Origin of the sequence: Sphingomonas cannabina (assembly GCF_021391395.1) — a bacterium.
Classification (GTDB): domain Bacteria; phylum Pseudomonadota; class Alphaproteobacteria; order Sphingomonadales; family Sphingomonadaceae; genus Sphingomonas; species Sphingomonas cannabina.
The window spans coordinates 2,645,987-2,663,737 of record NZ_CP090059.1 but is presented as its reverse complement, the minus strand read 5'-3'; the positions used below and the strand labels follow the sequence as shown (position 1 = coordinate 2,663,737).

Sequence of the window (17,751 nt, the reverse complement as noted above, 5' to 3'; positions counted from 1 at the left end):
CCAGCATGGGATCAGGCGAGCTCGAGCTCGGCCCAGACGGGCAGATGATCGGAGGCGGTCCGCGACGCGGCGCTGGAATGCACGCCGCAGCCCGTCACCGTGAGGTCATGCGACACCATGATCCGATCGAGCCGGGCGACCGGCCGCCGGGCGTGGAAGCTGGGGCCGGTCTCCGCCGCGGTGAAGTCCCGGCTGAAGTCGCGCAGGCAACCGGATTGACGGCTCCATTCGTTGAGGTCGCCCATCAGTACCGTCGGGTGCTGCGTGGCGGCCGTGGCGACATGGGTGAGGATCGCATGCGCCTGCCGCCGCCGCCACAGGCCGGAAAGATCGAGGTGCATGCCGACCACGCGGAGCATGATCCCGTTCACCCTGACGTCGGCCATCACCGCGCCGCGCGGCTCCAGCGCGGGCAGGTGGATCGCCTCACAATCGGCGACGGTCGCGTCCTTGCGCACCAGCAGCGCGTTGCCGTGCCAGCCCATGCTGTGCGCGCGCATCCCGAACGGGACCGCCTTCCAGGGGCTGTGCTCCTCCAGGAGATGGAGCGAGATGACACCCTCGCGCCGGCCGAAGCGGCGGTCGGCCTCCTGCAAAGCGATCACGTCCGCATCGATCTCGCGCAGAACCTCCAGCGTGCGCTCGGGAAGGCGGCGGCGATCGGTGCCGATCGCCTTGCGCATATTGTAGCTCGCGACCTTGATCATCGCGGGCCGATGTAACGCAATCGGATCAGCGTTGCATCTCGCGCTGGCGCCGCGCTTCCTCGGCCGCCTGTTCGAGGTTACGGGCGGTCTGCTCCGCCGCCTCGGGAGTCATGGTGATCGCGACGCCGTCCGGTCCGTCCAGCACCACTATCCCTTCCTCGGCGACGGCATGACCCGCCTGCTGTGCCAATCTGTTCCCGTCGGGCATCTGCGTCCTCCACGGATCGTCGCGCGGGAACGGTCGAACGGCGCCGGAGTTGCGTCCGCGCCGCATTCATTTGCGGCGAAGCTCGATCGTGGCGACGAGGCCGCCGCCGTCGCGATTGGCGAGCGCGATCGTGCCGCCGGCCTCCTCGACGATCGCCCGCGCGAGCGCGAGGCCGAGGCCGATGCCGCCCGTCTCCCGGTTGCGCGAGCTTTCGAGCCGGGTGAAGGGAGCGAACACCGCGGCGAGCTTGTCCGGAGGAACGCCGGGCCCGCGGTCGAGCACCTCGATTCGTGCCCCCTTCGGCGTCGGGTTAAGTGTCACCTCTACGTCGGCGGCATATTTGACCGCATTTTCGATGAGGTTGCGCACCGCGCGCCGCATCAGTGCGGGCCTGAGCCGCATCGGCAGGCGCGGGAATTCCTCTGCCGTGACGTCATGACCGAGGTCGCGGAAATCCTCGACCACCGCGTCGACCAGCGCGGCAAGGTCGACCTCGACCGGCGGCTCGCTCGGACGGCCGAGCCGGGCGAGCGAGAGGATGTCGTCGAGCGTGCGGTTCATCTCGTCGATCGTGTCGGCCATCTTCGCGCGATCGGTGTCGTCCTCGACCGATTCGATCCTGACGCGCAGCGCTGCCAGCGGCGTGCGCAGGTCGTGGCCGATCGCGCCGAGCATCCGGTCCTTCTCGTCGAGCATCGCCGTCACGCGTTTGCTGAGCGCATTATAGGCCGCGATCACGGCGCGGACGTCGCTCGGACCCTGCTCCTCGACCGGCGGCGCGTTGTCGCCGGGATGGAAATCATGCGCGGCGGCGGCAAGGGCGCGGAGCGGGCGGGCGATGCGGTGCCCGATCCACAGCACCGCAAGCAGGACGATGCCGTAGAGGATCAGCGTCTGCGCGGCGAGCTGCGCGACCAGCCCGCGCTCGGTGCGCGGCCATGGGACGGAGAGCGTCAGCCAGCCCCGCTTCGGTGCCTCGACCGCCACGACCAGCTCGGCGCCGCTGTGAAGGAATCGGCGCGCCTGGTCCGGTCGCATACGCATAATACGCGGGTCGTTGGGAGAAACCGGCCTGACGCCGGTGACGATGCGGCCCGGTGAAACGCCGGCCTCGGCGAGGCCGGAGCGAATCGCGGACTCTATATCCTCGACGCGCGGCAATTCCCGGGGGATCGGATTGCCCGGAACGAGGCGGACGCGTCCGCGCGGGCGGTCGGAGAGGGGGCGTCCGCTGCCGAGCCGCTCGAAAGCGTCGATCAGACGGGTCACGGTCGGACCGGTGGTGCCGGCCAGCCGCAACTTGCTACGCTCGCGCAGCAGCAGGCCGAAGTTGATCGCCTGCGCGAGGAACAACGCGATCGCGACGAGCAGCGCGAGCTGGCCGGGCAGGCTGCGCGGGCCGAACCTCACAATTTGGTGACTTCGGCCGCGAGGGTGTAGCCGCCGCCCCACACGGTCTTGATGAGGGTCGGGGTCTTCGGATCGGTCTCGATCTTTTTCCTGAGGCGGCTGACCTGATTGTCGATCGAGCGGTCGAACGCGGCCGCCTCGCGGCCTTGAGTGAGATCGAGGAGCTGGTCGCGCGTCAGCACCTGGCGCGGGCGCGTGACCAGCGCGAGCAGCAGGTTGTACTCACCGGTCGAGAGCGGGACGGCGACGCCCTCCCGATCGATCAGCGTGCGCTCCGCGGTCTTCAGCACCCAGCCGGAGAAGGCGTAGGAGCCCGCCTCCGGCCCATGCTGGCGCACCCCGCCTGCGGCCACGCGCCGCAGCACTACGCGGATGCGCGCGGCAAGCTCGCGGGGGGAGAAGGGTTTCACCACATAGTCGTCGGCGCCCATCTCGAGCCCGATGATCCGGTCGGTCTCCTCACTGCGGGCGGTGAGCAGGATCACCGGCGTGTCGCTGGTCGCGCGGATGTGGCGGCACAGCGACAGCCCGTCCTCGCCCGGCATCATGATGTCGAGCACGATCAGGTCGATCGCATAGGCGTTGAGCCGCGCGCGGGCGCTCTCGGCGTCGCCCGACTGGGTCACGCGGAAGCCCTGTTTGGTCAGATATTGCGCGAGCGGCTCGCGGATCGAGCGCTCGTCGTCGACGAGCAGCAGATGGGGAAGTTCGGCGGACATCTCCATGGCAGTTACCATATCATCGCGTCATGGCCAGCGCCGGGCCGGACGAGGAGGGTGACCGGCCCGGCGCTGGCGTCCGCGCTCAGTTGCCCTCGGGGGCCGGCGGCGGAGGGGGAGGCGTGTCACCGCCGGGGCGGCCGCGGCCCATGCGCGACATCATCGCCTGACGCTCGGCCGCATCGATGAACCCGTCGCCGTTGGTGTCGAGCCGGGCGAAGCGCTGGTCGCTCTGGGCGTCATACTCGGCGCGGGTGATCACGCCGTCGCCGTCGGGATCCATCCGGCTCATGCCGCGCCCGCCGCGCCGGCCGCCTTCTGCGGCTGCGGAACGCTCCGCGGCATCGATCTTGCCGTCGCCGTTGGCGTCCAAGCGCGCGAACCGCTCGCCGGACTGGGCGGCGAACTCGGCCTTGCTGATCTTGCCATCCTTGTCGGTGTCGAGGCGGTCCAGCATCCGTCCGCCCATCCCGCGGCCCATCGGCGGGGGCGAATCCTGCGGCATCAGCCCAGGTGCCCCGCCGAAACGATGGCCGAACTTGCCGTGGCCGGCGTGCATCTCGTCGGGCGTGAGCACGCCATCCTTGTTGGTATCGAGCTTGGCGAAGCGCGCCTCGGCACCGGCGAGGAACTCGGCACGGGTCAGCTTGCCGTCCTTGTCGGTATCGCCCTTGAGCGGCTTGACGATGGTAGCGGCGGGTGCGGTCTGGGTGGCGAAGGCGGCGACGCCGGTCAGCATCGTGACGCCGAGCGCGGCCAGAAGCGGGAAGGGTTTCATTGCGGGCAATCCTTTCGCTGACGGGCCGGATCGGTCCCGCTGTCGGCGATATGGAAGGCCGGTGTCGCTGGCGTGTGTCACTGGCCGGCGAGATTGTCGCAACATGTCGCAGCTTCGCTAGCCGAACACCGCGACGCCCTGCATCGCCTCGACTACGGGCACGCCGTCGGCGTTCCACATCGTCATGCGCTGGCTCGAATAACCCCCGACCGCGCGATCGCTGCGGGTGTGGAGCAGCCACCAGCCGTCAATGGTGACAGGGCGGGGCTGGAGCAGGTTCACGATCCAGGTCATCGAGCTCATCGTCACCTGGTTGTCGCGGATCAGCGCGAAGGCGGCGGGCGGCAGCGCGTCGGCGACGGCGATCAGGTGCGTCTCGGGATCGAGCCCCTCGCGCTCGCGCAGCCGGCCCCAGCGCAGCCATTCGGGGCCCGAGACATGCGCCTTCATGTCGTAGAAGTTGAAGTTGCCGGTGAAGAACCCGGGCGGCCCGGTGTAGAGCTCGGCGTCGGCTGGAGGCGGGGCGTGCGGCGTCCGGCCGGTCTCGTCGTGGGCGATGCTGGAGGGCAGGTCGGCCATGAACACGAAGGTCGCGCGATAGCCCAATCCGGCTTCGGAGCGGATCGTCGCCTCGACGAAGGCGGCATTGCGGCCGCGACGGAGGCGTTCGGCGGTGACGGTCACCGTACCGGACAGCGGCCCGACGAAGGCGATCAGCGCCGAGCGCAGCGGCGGCAGATCGGTGTCGCTGAGCTTCGCCGCGTGCAGCGCCAGCGCGGAGGAGAGGCCGCCATAGGCGGTGCGGCCCTGGAGCCAGCTCGGCGGGACTTCGACGCGGAATCCGCCTTGAACCGGTTCTGCACCGGCCAGCAGCTCGGCGAGGGCGGTCATGCCGCTTCCCTGGCCGCCTGATAGCGATCGCGCAGCTCGCGCTTCAGCACCTTGCCGATCGCGCTGCGCGGCAGCTCGTCGAGCATTTCGATACCCCGCAGCCGCTGCGTCCTGCCGACGCGGGCGTTGACCCAGTCCATCACCGCCTGGCGGTCGGGCCGCGCGCCGGGCTTGGGCACGAAGAAGGCGACCGGCGTCTCGCCCCATTCCTCCGACGGCACGCCGGCGACGGTGCAGTCGGCGACGTCGGGATGCTCCGCCATCACCGCCTCGATGTCCGAGGGGTAGATGTTGAAGCCGCCGGAGATGATCACGTCCTTCTTGCGGTCGAGCAGCGTCAGGAAACCGTCCTCGTCGAACCGACCGACGTCGCCGTGGCGGATGAAGCGGTTGCCCTCCGCGTCGAACCATTCGACGGCGCTGGTCGCCCCGCTGCGTCCGTGATAGCCGGTCATCATTGCCGGCGAGCGGCCGACCACCTCGCCCATCTCGCCGACCGGCACCTCGCGGCCGTCGTCGTCGATCAGGCGGATGTCGTGACCCTCGATCGGGCGGCCGACGGTGTGGAGCTTGTCCGGGAATATGTTGGCGATCAGCACTGAGGTGCCGCCGCCCTCGGTCATGCCGTAATATTCGACGAGCAGCCCCGGCCAGCGCGCGAGGATGTCGGCCTTGAGTGCGGCGGAGAAGGGAGCGGAGGTGCAGGTCTTGAGCCGGAAGCTGGAAAGGTCGAAGCGGTCGAACTCCGGCAGCGCCATGATCCGGGCGTACTGGACCGGCACCAGCATGGCGTGGGTGGCACGGTGCCTTTCCGCCGCCTGGACGAACTTCAGTGCGTCGAACTTGCCGAGCAGCACGCAGGTGCCGCCCCAGCCGAGCGTCGGCAGGAAACTGACCAGCGTGGTGTTGGAATAGAGCGGCGTCGCGATCATCGTCACCGCCTCGCCGAACCCCGCCGCCGCATTGTGCGCGATATGCGCCCAGCGCATCCGGTGCGGCTGGACGATGCCCTTGGGCGTGCCGGTGGTGCCGGAGGAGTAGATGATGTTGAACGGATCGTCCGGCAGGATCTCGACCGGCTGCGGCTTGCTGCCTTCCGGCGCGATGAAATCCTCATGCGCCGCGCCGGCATCGCTGTCGTCGAGCGCGACGCGCTTGGCGGCTGTCGGCCTGTCGCCGAGCGTCCTGGCGGCATCGGCGTCGAGGTAGAGGATCGAGGCGCCGCTGTCAGCGATCATCGCTGCCATCTGTTCGCCGGTCGAGGAGGGAGCGATCGGCGCCGGCACCGCTCCGGCCCGCACGGCACCGAGGAACGCGCAGGCATATTCGATCGACATCGCCGCCACGATCGCGACCGCCTGGCGTTGCCGGACGCCTTCCCGCTGCAGCGCCGCGGCGACCCGGTCCATCACCTCGTCGAGCTCGGCGTAACTCAGGCTGCGGTCGCCCTGGATCAGCGCCGGCTTGTCGCCATGCTCGCGGGCATGGGCGGCGATCAGATCGGGCAGGGTGGCGAAATTGCTCCCTAGAATGTCCACGGCGGTCGGCATGGGCTCTCCATGGTCTTTTCGGTCGACAGCTAGGCGGAAGTGGTGGGGAATGCCATACGCGATCTTCGAAAATGGAGGATGGCATGACGGGAGAGGTTGCGGTGGTTACCGGTGGGGGCACCGGGATCGGGGCGGCGGTGGTGCGGGTGCTGGCGGCGCGAGGTGTTCGCTGCGTCGTCAATTATGCTTCGAGTCGTGAGGCGGCCGAGGCTTTGGCGGCAGAGGTGGGCAATGGGGCGATCGCGGTGCGGGCCGATGTCGTCGATGACGGCCAGTGCCGGGCGCTGGCGCAGGCGGCGGTCGAGGCGTTCGGGCGGATCGACTATCTCGTCAACAACGCCGGCAAGACCAAGTTCGCCGCACACGAGGATCTGGAGGCGCTCGACGCCGAGGATTTCATCGACATCTACCGGCTCAACCTGATCGGCGCCTTCCAGATGATCCGCGCCTGCGCCCCCGCGATGCGCGAGGGGCCGCACAGCGCGGTGGTCAACGTCGCCTCGGTCGCGGGCGTGCACGGGATCGGGTCGTCGGTCGCCTATGCTGCGTCGAAGGGTGCGCTGATTACCATGACCAAAAGCCTCGCGCGCGTGCTGGCGCCGAGGATTCGCATGAATGCGGTGGCGCCGAGCTACGTCGGCACCGGCTGGTTCGCCAACCGGCTGGGCGAGGAGGGGCTCAAGGCGCTCAATGAGCGGATCGCGGCGAGCGTGCCCATGGCGATGGCCGCGACGGCGGAGGATATCGCCGGCCCGATCGCGATGCTGCTCGATCCGGCGAGCCGCGTGATCACCGGCGAGGTGATCGAGCTCGACGCCGGCGCGCACCTCGACGTCGGGCTGTCGCGGCGGCCGGGGAAGGAGATTTAGCCCTCCCCCCGGCGGATCACGCGGCCGCGGGCGCCTCCTTCGGCGGCACGTGCCCCAGCACCTTCCACACGACCAGCGCGGTTGCGGTGAGGGTCAGCACCGCCGCCAGCGCGAAGGCCGCGCCGGGGAAGCTGTGGTCGATTCCGAACGCGAGCGCCTGCGTCAGCATCAGCGGGCCGAGGATCAGCGAGACGCTGCCCATGCTGCCCATGCCGCCCTGGAGCTGGCCCTGCCGGGTCGCGTCGACCAGGCGCGAGAGCAGGCCCTGGACCGACGGCATGACGAAGCCCTGGAGCGAGCTCACCACGAACAGCGCATAGGCCTGCCAGCCGGCGGTGATGAGGGTGTAGCCGATGAACGCGATCGCCGAGCTCGCCATGCCGATCAGCAAGGTGCGCCGCTCGCCGAGCGCCTTGACCGCGCGGCCGGTGAGCCCGGCCTGGACGATCACGCTCATGAAGCCGACGAAGGCGAGGCTCCAGCCGATCTCGCGCGGGCTCCAGCCGAAGCGTGCGGTGGCCCAGAAGCTCCAGGTCGAGGGATAGACCATGTGCGCGAGCTGGAAGATGAAGGTCGCCAGCAGCAGCGGCCCGGCGACGCCGGCATGGAACAGCGGGCGGAAGGCGCCGACGATGTGCGCGTCGGCCAGGCTGAACGGGCGGCGGTTCTCGGGCTTGAGCGTCTCGGGCATCGCGACCGCCATCACCAGCGCGTTCAAGAGCGCGAGCAGCCCCGCGACGATGAACGGCGCGCGCACGCCCCAGCCAGAGACCAAGCCGCCGAGCGCTGGGCCGAGGATGAAGCCGAGCCCGAAGGCGGCGCCGATCAGCGCGAAGGTGCCGGCGCGCTTCTCGGGCGGAGTCACGTCGGCGATCACCGACCCGGCCGGGCCGTAGACTGCGCCCGCCGCGCCTGCGATCGCGCGGCCTAGGAACAGCCAGCCGATCGTCGGCGCCCAGGCCATCAGTGCATAGTCGACGCCGAACGACAGCATCGAATAGATCAGCACCGGCCGCCGCCCGAACCGGTCGGAGAGATTGCCGAGCACCGGTCCGGCGAAGAACTGCACGCCCGCGAAGGCGACGAGCATGTAGCCGGCGACGCGGGTTGCGTGCTCGATGTCGGTATGGCCGAGCTGCATCAGCAGCGTCGGCAGCACCGGCATGACGATGCCGAAGCCGATCGTGTCGATCAGCACCGCCGCCAATGCGATCGGTACCGCGCGATGTTCGAAGCGCATGTGAAGTCTCTCCCTGGGGCCGCGTTCATGGCCGATTTGGCGCTGTGCGCCAACTATAAGGTTGAGTCCCTTCCCTGACGGGGAGGGGTCGGGGCGGATCGAAATTTGGGTTGCAGGTCTTCCGTAGCCCGATTCCCAACCGTCACCCCGGACTTGTTCCGGGGTCCACTGAGCCTCACGGGCGGGCCTGAACCCTCTTGTCCAGTCCCTGCCTCCCGGTGGACCCCGGAACAAGTCCGGGGTGACGCTGGGGAGAGTTGAGATGTCAGTCATCCTCTCGGATGTCGATCGGTTCTTAGAGACGGACCGGTGAGTGCGCTCTTGACGATGTGCTTTCCGTACCGCAGTTTCTAAACTTGATCCCGGTCGCGGTTGAGGCGGCAGGCGAAAGTAGAACATGTCGACGCCGAAGTTGTCACATGCACCGTTCGGCGGTTCCAAGGATGGGAGAGGCAATGGCGACCCTGGCTGAACCGGAGACGGCGAGTGCGTTGGACGAGTTCCGCGCGAGTGTCCGCGCATGGCTCGCGGAGAATTTCCCGCCGGCGCTCAAGGGCAAGGACAATGCGATGTCGGCGGTCGAGGGGCCGGCCGAGCTGTCGCCCGAGGAGGCCGCCTGGAAGAAGGCGATGGGCGAGAAGGGATGGGGCGTCCCGACCTGGCCCAGCGAATATGGCGGCGGCGGCCTGGGCCGGGCCGAAGCGAAGGTGCTCGCCGAGGAGATGGCGCGGATCGGCGCCTGGAACCCGATCGGCGGCATGGGCGTGATGATGTTCGGCCCGACGCTGCTCGAATATGGCAGCGAAGAGCAGAAGCGCGAGCATATCCCGGCGATCGCCCGGGGCGAGGTGCGCTGGTGCCAGGGCTATTCGGAACCCAATGCCGGGTCGGACCTCGCCAACCTGCAGACCTTCGCCGAGGACATGGGGGATCATTACCTCGTCAACGGGCAGAAGACCTGGACCAGCGGCGGGCAATGGGCGGACAAATGCTTCTGCCTGGTGCGCACCGACAAGAGCCAGAAGCAGGGCGGCATCAGCTTCCTGCTGATCGACATGAACGCGCCCGGCGTCGAGGTGAAGCCGATCCGGATGATCAGCGGCATGTCGCCGTTCTGCGAGACCTTCTTCACCGACGTGAAGGTGCCGAAGAGCGACCGCGTCGGCGAGGAGGGGCAGGGCTGGACGATCGGCAAGCGGCTGCTCCAGCACGAGCGCACCAACCTGTCGGGCGCGGGCGCGCGGCTGATGCCGGGCGGGCCGTCGCTGGCGGACCTCGCGAAGACATATGTCGGGACGGACAAGGACGGGCTGATCGCCGATCGCGAGCTGCGCGCGCGGATCACCCGGTTCGAGATGGACTGGCGCGCCTTCCTGCTCACCGCGATGCGGGTGCAGGCGGAATCGAAGGCGGCGGGCGGGGTGTCCGAGGTGTCTTCGATCCTCAAGACGATCGGCACCAAGCTGGGGCAGGAGCGCTCGGAATTGATCATCGAGATCGCGGGGCTGCAGGGGCTCGGCTGGGAAGGCGAAGGCTTCACGCGCGAGGAGATCACCGCCACCCGGGCGTGGCTGTTCGGCAAGGCGACCACGATCTACGGCGGATCGACCGAAATCCAGAACAACGTGATCGCCAAGCGCATCCTGGGGATGCTGGACCATCAGTGATTTGCGCCCTCTCCCCATCGGGGAGAGGGCAGACGAGCGTAGCGAAGTCGGGAGAGGGGCTGGGTCGAGAGGGTGGTGGGACACACTGCCCCTCTCCCCAACCAGTTTCAGGTAAACCGTGCCCCGCACGGTTTAGGATTGTCCGGGGGACAATCCGACCTGAAACTCCCCGGTGGGGAGAGGGAGTTTCGGTATGGCCGTTCTCAGCGAAGAGCAGACGATGCTGCGCGACATGGCGCGCGAGTGGACCAGCAACGAGAGCCCCGTCGGCGCCTGGCGCAAGGTGCGCGACGCGGACGAGGCGGCGGGGTACGACCCGTCGGTCTATGGTGAGATGGCCGGTATGGGCTGGACCGGGATCATCATTCCCGAGGCCTATGGCGGCAGCGATTTCGGCTGGCTGAGCCTGGGGCTGGTGATCGAGGAGACGGCGAAGACGCTCACCGCCAGCCCGCTCGCCGCGTCGGCGGTGGCGGCATCGGCGATCATCCTCGGCGGCAGCGAGGCGCAGAAGGCGCGGTTCCTGCCCCGGATCGCGAGCGGCGAGCTGGTGGCGACGCTCGCGGTCGACGAGGGGCCGCGGCATGACCCGGCGGCGATTGCCGCGCGGGTCGAGGGCGGCAGGCTGAGCGGCGTCAAGGCGTTCGTGGCTGAGGGCGATACCGCGGGGCTGTTCGTCGTCGCGGCGGTCGATGGGCTCTATCTGGTCGAGGAGGGGGAAGGGGTTGCCCGCTCGCGACGGCACCTCGCCGACTTCCGCAGCCATGCCGAGGTGCGTTTCACCGGCGCGGCGGCCGAGAAGCTGACGGAGGGCGGGGATGGCCTGCTCGATGCGGCGCTCGACCGCGCGGCGATCCTCGCCTCCGCCGAGATGCTTGGCATGGCAGGGCAGGCGTTCGAGACCACGCTCGCGTACCTCAAGCAGCGCGTGCAGTTCGGGCAGGTGCTGGCGACCTTCCAGGCGCTGCAGCATCGCATGGCCGGGCTCTATGGCGATATCGAGGTCATGCGCTCGGCGGTCGAGGCGGGGCTCCAGGCGCTCGACGGCGGTGGCGACACGCGCCAGGCGGCTTCGCTCGCCAAGGCCAAGGCCAATGAGGTGGGCAACCTGATGAGCCGCGAGCTGATCCAGCTCCATGGCGGCATCGGGATGACGGATGAATATGACGCGGGCTTCTATCTGAAACGGATGAGGGTGCTGGAGCAGATGTGGGGGACGGCGGCGTGGCACCGTGACCGGTTCGCGCGGTTGGGTGGGTATTAGAGAGAAGGCCCTCTCCCATTGGGAGAGGGAGGGGCCCGCTCGGCGTAGCCGAGTGGGAGGGTGAGGGTGCCCTCGCCGGCCGTAGTCACCCTCACCCTCCCGCGCCTTCGGCGCTCCTTCCCTCTCCCAATGGGAGAGGGACGGTAAGGGCTACCCCGCCGCCCTGTCGTCGAACAGGCCGAATGCCAGCGTCGATGCGTACATCGCCACCGCGCGCTCGCGGCTCATGGTGCCGGCCCATTTGCGCATGTCGAAGGCGGCGTTCTGCAGCGACATCAGCAGCTGGCTCGCGACCAGCGGGTCGACCGGGCGGATCGAGCCCTCGGCGATGCCGTCGGAGATCATGCCGGCGAAGCGGCGCGCGATGCGGTTCGAGCGGTCGATCATCGTCTGCCGCTCGCGCGGCGGCAGGCCCGACAGCGCGGTGGTGCGCAGGAGCGGGCCGTGCTCCGAGAACTGCACGTCGAGCAACGTCGCGATCACGTCCTGCAGCATCTGCCACAAGCTGCCGCCGCGCTCGTGCGCGAGGCGCTGGGCGTCGGCGATGGTGTCGAAGCTGCGCTTGTAGCAGGCGGTGACCAGCTCGTCCTTGGCGTCGAGATGGTGGTAGAAGCTGCCCTTGGTGACGTTGAGCTCGCTCGCGATCCTGTGCACCGAGGCGCCGCGGTAGCCGAGCTCGTTGATGAGGCGCGTCGCCGCGGTCAGGAAGGCGGCGCGGCCGGGCTCGCTTTCGTCGTGCGTCAGGTCGAGCAGCGCCGGCGCCCAGGCCGCGTCCTGGCGGGCGAGGCCGGTGCGGAACACGTCCATGATACGCTGCTCGACGCGCGGATATTCGTCGAGTTCGTAGCGGGTGAGCCAGGCCGACAGCCAGAAGCTGTTCTCGAGCAGCACGTGCGCGCGGGCGCCGTTGAGGTCCTTGATCGCGCGGGTCGCCGGCTCGCCCCACAGCAGGCGGGTGCGGCTGAACACCTCGCGCCAGCCGGCGAGGAGCTGCTCGCGCGCCGGCCCCTCCAGCGCGCGCAGGTCCGACAGCACCGCCAGCGGCTTCTCCTCCTCGCGGCGGATCGCGGCGAGGCGGGTCATGTTGATCTCGAGGAATTTGGCGACGCGCCGCTCCGGCGTCGGTTCCGCCATCGAGGCTGCCAGCATGTCCTGCAGCCGCTCGAGCGTATGCTCGAAGCAGGCGGTGGCGAGGTCCTCCTTGCGGCGGAAATAATAGGTGACGCTGGTGGTGTTGAGCCCGACGCGCGCGGCGACGTCGGCGAAGGTCATGCCCTTCGCGCTCTGTTCGTTGATGGCTTCGGCGGCTGCGGCGAGGATGGCGTCACGCTTCGCGCGGAACCGCTTCGTTCCCCCCTCCTCGGCCGCGCGGATCGGGTCCGGGGCGTTCATCTCCTCAATCTAGCAGGGGATTTTTGAAACCAAAGCGTCTTTTTTTGCGGGAGTGTTCGGCACGCTTGACAGGCCTTACCGAAAATCGGGTATGGCCGGAGCGGCAGAATGACGCGAGATTGAGGAGAGGCGGCCATGGACTTCACGCTGAGCGAGCGCGAGACCTATTTCCGCGACCGCGTGAGGGCCTTCATCGACCAGCACATCCGCACGCGGCAGGACGAGTATCGCCGCCAGCATGACGAGGGCGATCGCTGGAAGGTGCTTCCCGTCGTCGAGGAGGTGAAGGCAATCGCCAGGGCGCAGGGGCTGTGGAACTTCTTCATGCCGCCGCATTCGGGGCAGGCCCATGTCGACGACAGCTTCGAGTTCGAGGGCACGCAGCTCACCAATCTCGAATATGCGTTATGTGCCGAGGAGATGGGCCGGATCGGCTGGGCGAGCGAGTGCTTCAACTGCTCGGCGCCCGATACCGGCAACATGGAGGTGCTGCATCGCTACGGCACCCGCGAGCAGAAGGAGCGGTGGCTGCGGCCGCTGATGGATGGGGAAATCCGTTCGGCTTTTCTGATGACCGAGCCGGCGGTGGCGTCGTCGGACGCGACCAACATCGAGACTTCGATGGTCCGGGATGGTGATCATTATGTCATCAACGGGCGGAAATGGTGGTCGTCTGGCGTCGGCGATCCGCGCTGCAAGATCGCGATCGTGATGGGCAAGACCGACACGCAGGCCAAGCGCCATGCCCAGCAGAGCCAGATCCTGGTGCCGCTCGACGCGCCGGGTGTCCGGATCGAGCGGATGCTGTCGGTGTTCGGCTATGACCATGCGCCGCACGGGCATGGCGAGGTGGTGCTGGAGAATGTCCGCGTGCCGGTCGAGAACGTCCTCCTCGGCGAGGGGCGGGGGTTCGAGATCGCGCAGGGGCGGCTGGGGCCGGGGCGCATCCACCACTGCATGCGCACGATCGGGGTGGCCGAGGTGGCGATCGAGGCGATGGCGAAGCGGCTCTTGTCGCGCATCGCCTTCGGCAAGCGCATCGCCGACCATTCGATCTGGGAGCAGCGCATCGCGCGGGCGCGGATCGACATCGAGATGACGCGGCTGCTCTGCCTCAAGGCGGCGGACATGATGGACAAGGCGGGCAACAAGTCGGCACAGCTCGAGATCGCGATGATCAAGGTGCAGGCGCCGTCGATGGCGCTGCAGATCCTGGACGATGCCATCCAGGCGCATGGCGGGGGCGGGGTGTCGGGCGATTTCGAGCTGGCGGGTGCCTGGGCGAACGTACGGACGTTGCGCTTCGCCGACGGGCCGGACGAGGTGCACAACCGGGCGATCGCGCGGCACGAGTTTGGGAAATATGGGGAATATCGGGCGGATACGGCGTCGAGCGGGGATGTCGGGGTGTCGCGTTAGGCCCCAACCGTCATGCCGGACTTGTTCCGGCATCCACGGCTCAACAATTCATGCCGTCGCGGGTGGCGCGGTGGACCCCGGCACAAGGCCGGGGTGACGAAGGGAGAGGATGAAAGTGAAAGCAGCCGTCCTGTTCGAGCCGAAGCAGCCCCTCCGCATCGAGGAGGTGATCGTCGCCGATCCCGGCCCGCGCGAGGTGCTGGTGCAGACGGCGGCGTGCGGGGTGTGCCGGTCGGACCTGCATTTCGTCGACGGCGTCTATCCGCACGCGATGCCGACGGTGCCGGGGCATGAGGCGGCCGGCGTGGTGCTGGCGGTCGGCAGCGACGTCGCGCGGCTGAAGCCGGGGGATCATGTCATCAGTTTCTTCACCGCTTTCTGCGGCTCATGCGAGTTCTGCGTCTCGGGCCGTCCGTCGCTGTGCGTCGACGCGTCGGTGCGCCGGCCCGAGGGCGCCGAGCCGCGGCTGAAGCTGACCGACGGGACGCCGATCGCGCATTACCTCAACCTGTCCGCCTTCGCGGAGCGGATGCTGATCCACGAGAACGCCTGCGTCGCGATCGACAAGGCGATGCCGCTCGACCGGGCGGCGCTACTCGGCTGCGCGGTGATGACCGGTGCCGGTGCGATCTTCCACGACAGCGACGTGCGGCCCGGCGACAGCGTCGCGGTAGTGGGGGCGGGGGGCATCGGCCTCAGCGCGGTCAATGCCGCCAAGATCGCGGGCGCGCAGACGATCATCGCGATCGATCCGGTGCCGGAGAAGCGCGAAATCGCATTGAAGATGGGGGCGACCCATGCGCTCGACGCCAATGCCGACGACCTGGTCAAGCAGGTGCTGAAGCTGACCGACGGCGGGGTCAACTACGCAATCGAGGCGGTCGGGCGGGGGAACACCGCCGAACTGGCCTGGACGATCCTGCGCCGTGGGGGCACCGCGACGATCCTCGGCATGATCGCGCCGGGGGTGACGGTGAACCTGCCGGGGCCGACCTTCCTCAGCGCCAAGAAGATCCAGGGTTCGCTGGCCGGATCGACGCGCTTCCCGATCGACATGCCGCGGCTGGTGCGGCTCTACCTCGACGGCAAGCTCGACCTCGACACGATGGTCGCCGAGCGGATCAGGCTGGAGGATGTGAATGACGCGTTCGACAAGCTGCGCCAGGGCGACAGCGTCCGGTCGGTGATCGAGTTCGCATGATGGCGGAGCGGCGGACCGAACTGGAGCAGGTCGACGACCTTGATACCGGCCAACTGACCGCGTGGATGGAGGCGAACGTCGCCGGCTTCCGCGGACCGCTCCGCTACGCCAAGTTCCCGGGCGGCCAGAGCAATCCGACCTATCGTATTGATTCGCCGAGTGGTCCCTATGTGCTGCGGCGCAAGCCATTCGGACCGCTGCTGCCGTCCGCCCACGCGGTCGACCGTGAATATCGCTTGATCTCCGGCCTGCATCCGACCGGCTTTCCGGTCGCTCGGCCCTACGGACTGTGCGAGGACGAGAGCGTCATCGGCTCCGCCTTCTATGTGATGGAGCTGGTGGAGGGCGTCACCTATTGGAACGGCGCCTTGCCTGATCACACGCCCGAGCAGCGCACCGCGATCTATCACGAAATCGTCGACCGTCTCGCCCAGCTTCATAATATCGACTATGATAAAGTTGGCTTAAACGATTACGGAAAGCCGGGAAGTTACTTCGAGAGGCAGGTCGGGCGCTGGACCAAGCAGTACCGGCTCGCGCAAACCGACGACATTCCGGAGGCCGAGCGGCTGATCGAGTGGCTGCCGCGCACCCTGCCCGAGCAGAAACGCACCGCGATCGTCCACGGCGACTATCGCATCGACAACATGATCTTCGCCGATGGAGAGGCGCGGGTGAGGGCGGTGCTCGACTGGGAGCTGTCGACGCTCGGCGACCCGATGGCGGACTTCAGCTATCTGCTGATCAACTGGGCGATGCCAGCGAATGGGGCCGCCACCGTGGGCGGCCTTGCGGGGCGCGACAGCGGCATTCCGACGATCGAGGAGATGGTCGAGCGCTATTGCACTGCGACCGGGCTGGACGGGGTGCCGGATCTCAACTGGTATTTCGCCTTCTGCCAGTTCCGGCTGATGGGAATCGTGCAGGGGATCAAGAAGCGCGTGCTGACGGGCAATGCGTCGAATGCGCAGGCCGAGGAAGCGGGGGCGCGCGTGCCGATGCTGGCGAGGAGCGCATGGGCATTCGCGGAGAAGGCGGGAGGCATCTGATGGCGCGCTTTTCGGGCAAATCGATCATCGTCACCGGTGCGGGATCGGGCATCGGCCGCGCCTCGGCCCGGTTGTTCGCAGAGGAGGGTGGCCGGGTGATCGCCGCCGACCGGACCGAAGCGGTGCACGAGACGGTCGAGCTCATCGCCGCCGCGGGCGGGACGGCAACCGCGATCCAGATGGATGCCGGCAGCGAGGAGGGTGTCGTGCGCACCGTCGCGCTGGCGGTCGAGCGGTACGGCGGCCTTGACGTGATCTACGCCAATGCCGGCATCTCCGGCGGCATGGCCGGCATCTTCGAGTCCTCGGTCGAACTGTGGACGGAGGTGCTGCGCGTCAACCTGATCGGACCGTTCCTGGCGATCAAGCATGGCGCCCCGGAGATCATCAAACGGGGCAAGGGTGCGATCGTCTGCACCGCCAGCGTCGCCGGCATCCGCTCGGGCGCAGGTGGACCGGCCTATTCGGCATCAAAGGCGGGCGTGATCAACCTCGTCCAGACCGCGGCGCAGCAGCTCACCGGGACCGGCGTGCGCGTCAATGCGATCTGTCCCGGCTTGATCGAGACGGGCATGACGCAGCGCGTGTTCGACTATGCGCGCGAGGCCGGCAAGCTCGACAAGGTCGGCCGGCTCAATCCGCTCGGGCGCTATGGCGTGCCCGAGGAGATCGCGCGCACCGCGCTGTTCCTCGCGTCCGACGACGCCAGCTATATCAACGGTCAGGCGATCGCGGTCGATGGCGGCCTGTCGTCGAGCCATCCGGTGACGCGCCAGGAATTCGGCAAGCCGGCGGTGTAGCCGATCCCAGGCGATGGATCCGATCCGGTGCAGATTGTTAACGGACAGTAACAATCGGTGTCCATTCTTTGCCGAATGCTGTCAAAGCACGTCTCGACACCAGATACGATTCCGCATGGGCCGGCATTTTCGCGACCGGGCGTGTCGAATTCGGGATTTCGATCCGTAGCAAGCTTGTGGTGGAAGCTGCTTTGCGTTAAGCGAACCCCCGTCGTCTGGCTTGGGCTGGGCGTCGTTGCGACGGTCCGGCAGGGCCCGAGCCTGTAACTGCGTAAGCGATTTCATCCGAGTTATCACTCTCGAAAGGGGCTGTTTTTTATGCGCGCCAGACTTCTGACGTCAGCCGCCATTGCCATGTCTCTCATCGCCACCCCGGCGCTCGCGAATCCGGCGGCTCGCCTGTCGGTTGCCAAGGCGTCGCAGGTTCGCGCCTCGTCGCCCGCCGACAAGGCGTCGCACATCGGGTCGGGCGTGCTGATCGGCCTCGCGGCTGTGGCAATCATCGCCGGCATCATCATCATCGCCGATGACGACGATAAGTCGGACAGCAACTGATCTGACAGTTGCATGACATTGGCCGCGTTCAC

17 protein-coding genes are annotated in these 17,751 nt (G+C 68.1%); 8 read left to right on the top strand and 9 right to left on the bottom strand.

Annotation, left to right across the window (positions count from 1 at the left end; all coding sequences use genetic code 11):
• Positions 1-11: 11 nt before the first annotated feature.
• The 7 genes from LZK98_RS12800 to LZK98_RS12770 all read right to left on the bottom strand — a co-directional run bounded on the left by LZK98_RS12800 (position 12) and on the right by LZK98_RS12770 (position 6,263).
• Complete coding sequence (locus tag LZK98_RS12800; protein ID WP_233782763.1) at positions 12-707, bottom strand: endonuclease/exonuclease/phosphatase family protein; 696 nt, start codon at positions 705-707, stop codon at positions 12-14.
• A gap of 25 nt (positions 708-732) precedes the next feature.
• The gene (locus LZK98_RS12795) at positions 733-915 is read right to left on the bottom strand and encodes a hypothetical protein (protein ID WP_233782762.1); all 183 of its coding nucleotides are present in this window, start codon (positions 913-915) and stop codon (positions 733-735) included.
• Positions 916-981: 66 nt separating this feature from the next.
• The gene (locus LZK98_RS12790) at positions 982-2,328 is read right to left on the bottom strand and encodes a sensor histidine kinase (RefSeq protein ID WP_233786579.1); all 1,347 of its coding nucleotides are present in this window, start codon (positions 2,326-2,328) and stop codon (positions 982-984) included.
• Positions 2,322-3,062 (bottom strand): response regulator, encoded by a 741-nt coding sequence (locus LZK98_RS12785; RefSeq protein WP_319937487.1) that lies wholly within the window; start codon positions 3,060-3,062, stop codon positions 2,322-2,324. The genes LZK98_RS12790 and LZK98_RS12785 overlap by 7 nt, the downstream gene beginning before the upstream one ends.
• A 67-nt stretch (positions 3,063-3,129) precedes the next feature.
• Positions 3,130-3,822: an EF-hand domain-containing protein gene (locus LZK98_RS12780; protein ID WP_233782761.1), complete on the bottom strand. Its 693-nt coding sequence runs from the start codon at positions 3,820-3,822 to the stop codon at positions 3,130-3,132.
• A gap of 117 nt (positions 3,823-3,939) precedes the next feature.
• Complete coding sequence (locus LZK98_RS12775; protein ID WP_233782760.1) at positions 3,940-4,713, bottom strand: thioesterase family protein; 774 nt, start codon at positions 4,711-4,713, stop codon at positions 3,940-3,942.
• Complete coding sequence (locus LZK98_RS12770) at positions 4,710-6,263, bottom strand: class I adenylate-forming enzyme family protein (RefSeq protein ID WP_233782759.1); 1,554 nt, start codon at positions 6,261-6,263, stop codon at positions 4,710-4,712. Before LZK98_RS12770 ends, LZK98_RS12775 begins: the two co-directional genes overlap by 4 nt.
• Before the next feature lie 83 nt (positions 6,264-6,346).
• Between LZK98_RS12770 and LZK98_RS12765 the strand changes: the two genes are divergently transcribed.
• Positions 6,347-7,132, top strand: coding sequence for an SDR family NAD(P)-dependent oxidoreductase (locus tag LZK98_RS12765; protein ID WP_233782758.1), 786 nt, complete (start codon positions 6,347-6,349; stop codon positions 7,130-7,132).
• Between the two features lie 16 nt (positions 7,133-7,148).
• On the opposite strand, the gene LZK98_RS12760 is transcribed toward LZK98_RS12765, so the two are convergent.
• A complete protein-coding gene (locus LZK98_RS12760) occupies positions 7,149-8,372 on the bottom strand; it encodes an MFS transporter (protein WP_233782757.1) in 1,224 nt (407 codons plus the stop codon).
• 455 nt (positions 8,373-8,827) lie between these two features.
• Here LZK98_RS12760 and LZK98_RS12755 point away from each other — a divergent pair, with 455 nt between their 5' ends.
• Together LZK98_RS12755 and LZK98_RS12750 are read left to right on the top strand one after the other, a co-directional pair.
• Positions 8,828-10,039: an acyl-CoA dehydrogenase family protein gene (locus LZK98_RS12755; protein WP_233782756.1), complete on the top strand. Its 1,212-nt coding sequence runs from the start codon at positions 8,828-8,830 to the stop codon at positions 10,037-10,039.
• Positions 10,040-10,232: 193 nt separating this feature from the next.
• Positions 10,233-11,303 (top strand): acyl-CoA dehydrogenase family protein, encoded by a 1,071-nt coding sequence (locus LZK98_RS12750; RefSeq protein WP_233782755.1) that lies wholly within the window; start codon positions 10,233-10,235, stop codon positions 11,301-11,303.
• Positions 11,304-11,453: 150 nt separating this feature from the next.
• On the opposite strand, the gene LZK98_RS12745 is transcribed toward LZK98_RS12750, so the two are convergent.
• Positions 11,454-12,695 (bottom strand): TetR/AcrR family transcriptional regulator, encoded by a 1,242-nt coding sequence (locus LZK98_RS12745; RefSeq protein ID WP_233782754.1) that lies wholly within the window; start codon positions 12,693-12,695, stop codon positions 11,454-11,456.
• A 135-nt stretch (positions 12,696-12,830) separates the two neighbouring features.
• Here LZK98_RS12745 and LZK98_RS12740 point away from each other — a divergent pair, with 135 nt between their 5' ends.
• From LZK98_RS12740 to LZK98_RS12720, 5 genes are all read left to right on the top strand, one after another.
• The gene (locus LZK98_RS12740) at positions 12,831-14,114 is read left to right on the top strand and encodes an acyl-CoA dehydrogenase family protein (protein WP_233782753.1); all 1,284 of its coding nucleotides are present in this window, start codon (positions 12,831-12,833) and stop codon (positions 14,112-14,114) included.
• A gap of 115 nt (positions 14,115-14,229) precedes the next feature.
• Positions 14,230-15,315 carry a Zn-dependent alcohol dehydrogenase gene (locus LZK98_RS12735; protein ID WP_233782752.1) on the top strand — a complete coding sequence of 362 codons (1,086 nt, stop codon included), beginning with the start codon at positions 14,230-14,232 and terminating at the stop codon, positions 15,313-15,315.
• Positions 15,315-16,364, top strand: coding sequence for a phosphotransferase family protein (locus LZK98_RS12730; RefSeq protein WP_233782751.1), 1,050 nt, complete (start codon positions 15,315-15,317; stop codon positions 16,362-16,364). The genes LZK98_RS12735 and LZK98_RS12730 overlap by 1 nt, the downstream gene beginning before the upstream one ends.
• Positions 16,364-17,164: an SDR family NAD(P)-dependent oxidoreductase gene (locus LZK98_RS12725; protein ID WP_233782750.1), complete on the top strand. Its 801-nt coding sequence runs from the start codon at positions 16,364-16,366 to the stop codon at positions 17,162-17,164. Before LZK98_RS12730 ends, LZK98_RS12725 begins: the two co-directional genes overlap by 1 nt.
• Before the next feature lie 318 nt (positions 17,165-17,482).
• The gene (locus LZK98_RS12720; protein WP_233782749.1) at positions 17,483-17,719 is read left to right on the top strand and encodes a hypothetical protein; all 237 of its coding nucleotides are present in this window, start codon (positions 17,483-17,485) and stop codon (positions 17,717-17,719) included.
• Positions 17,720-17,751: the final 32 nt, after the last annotated feature.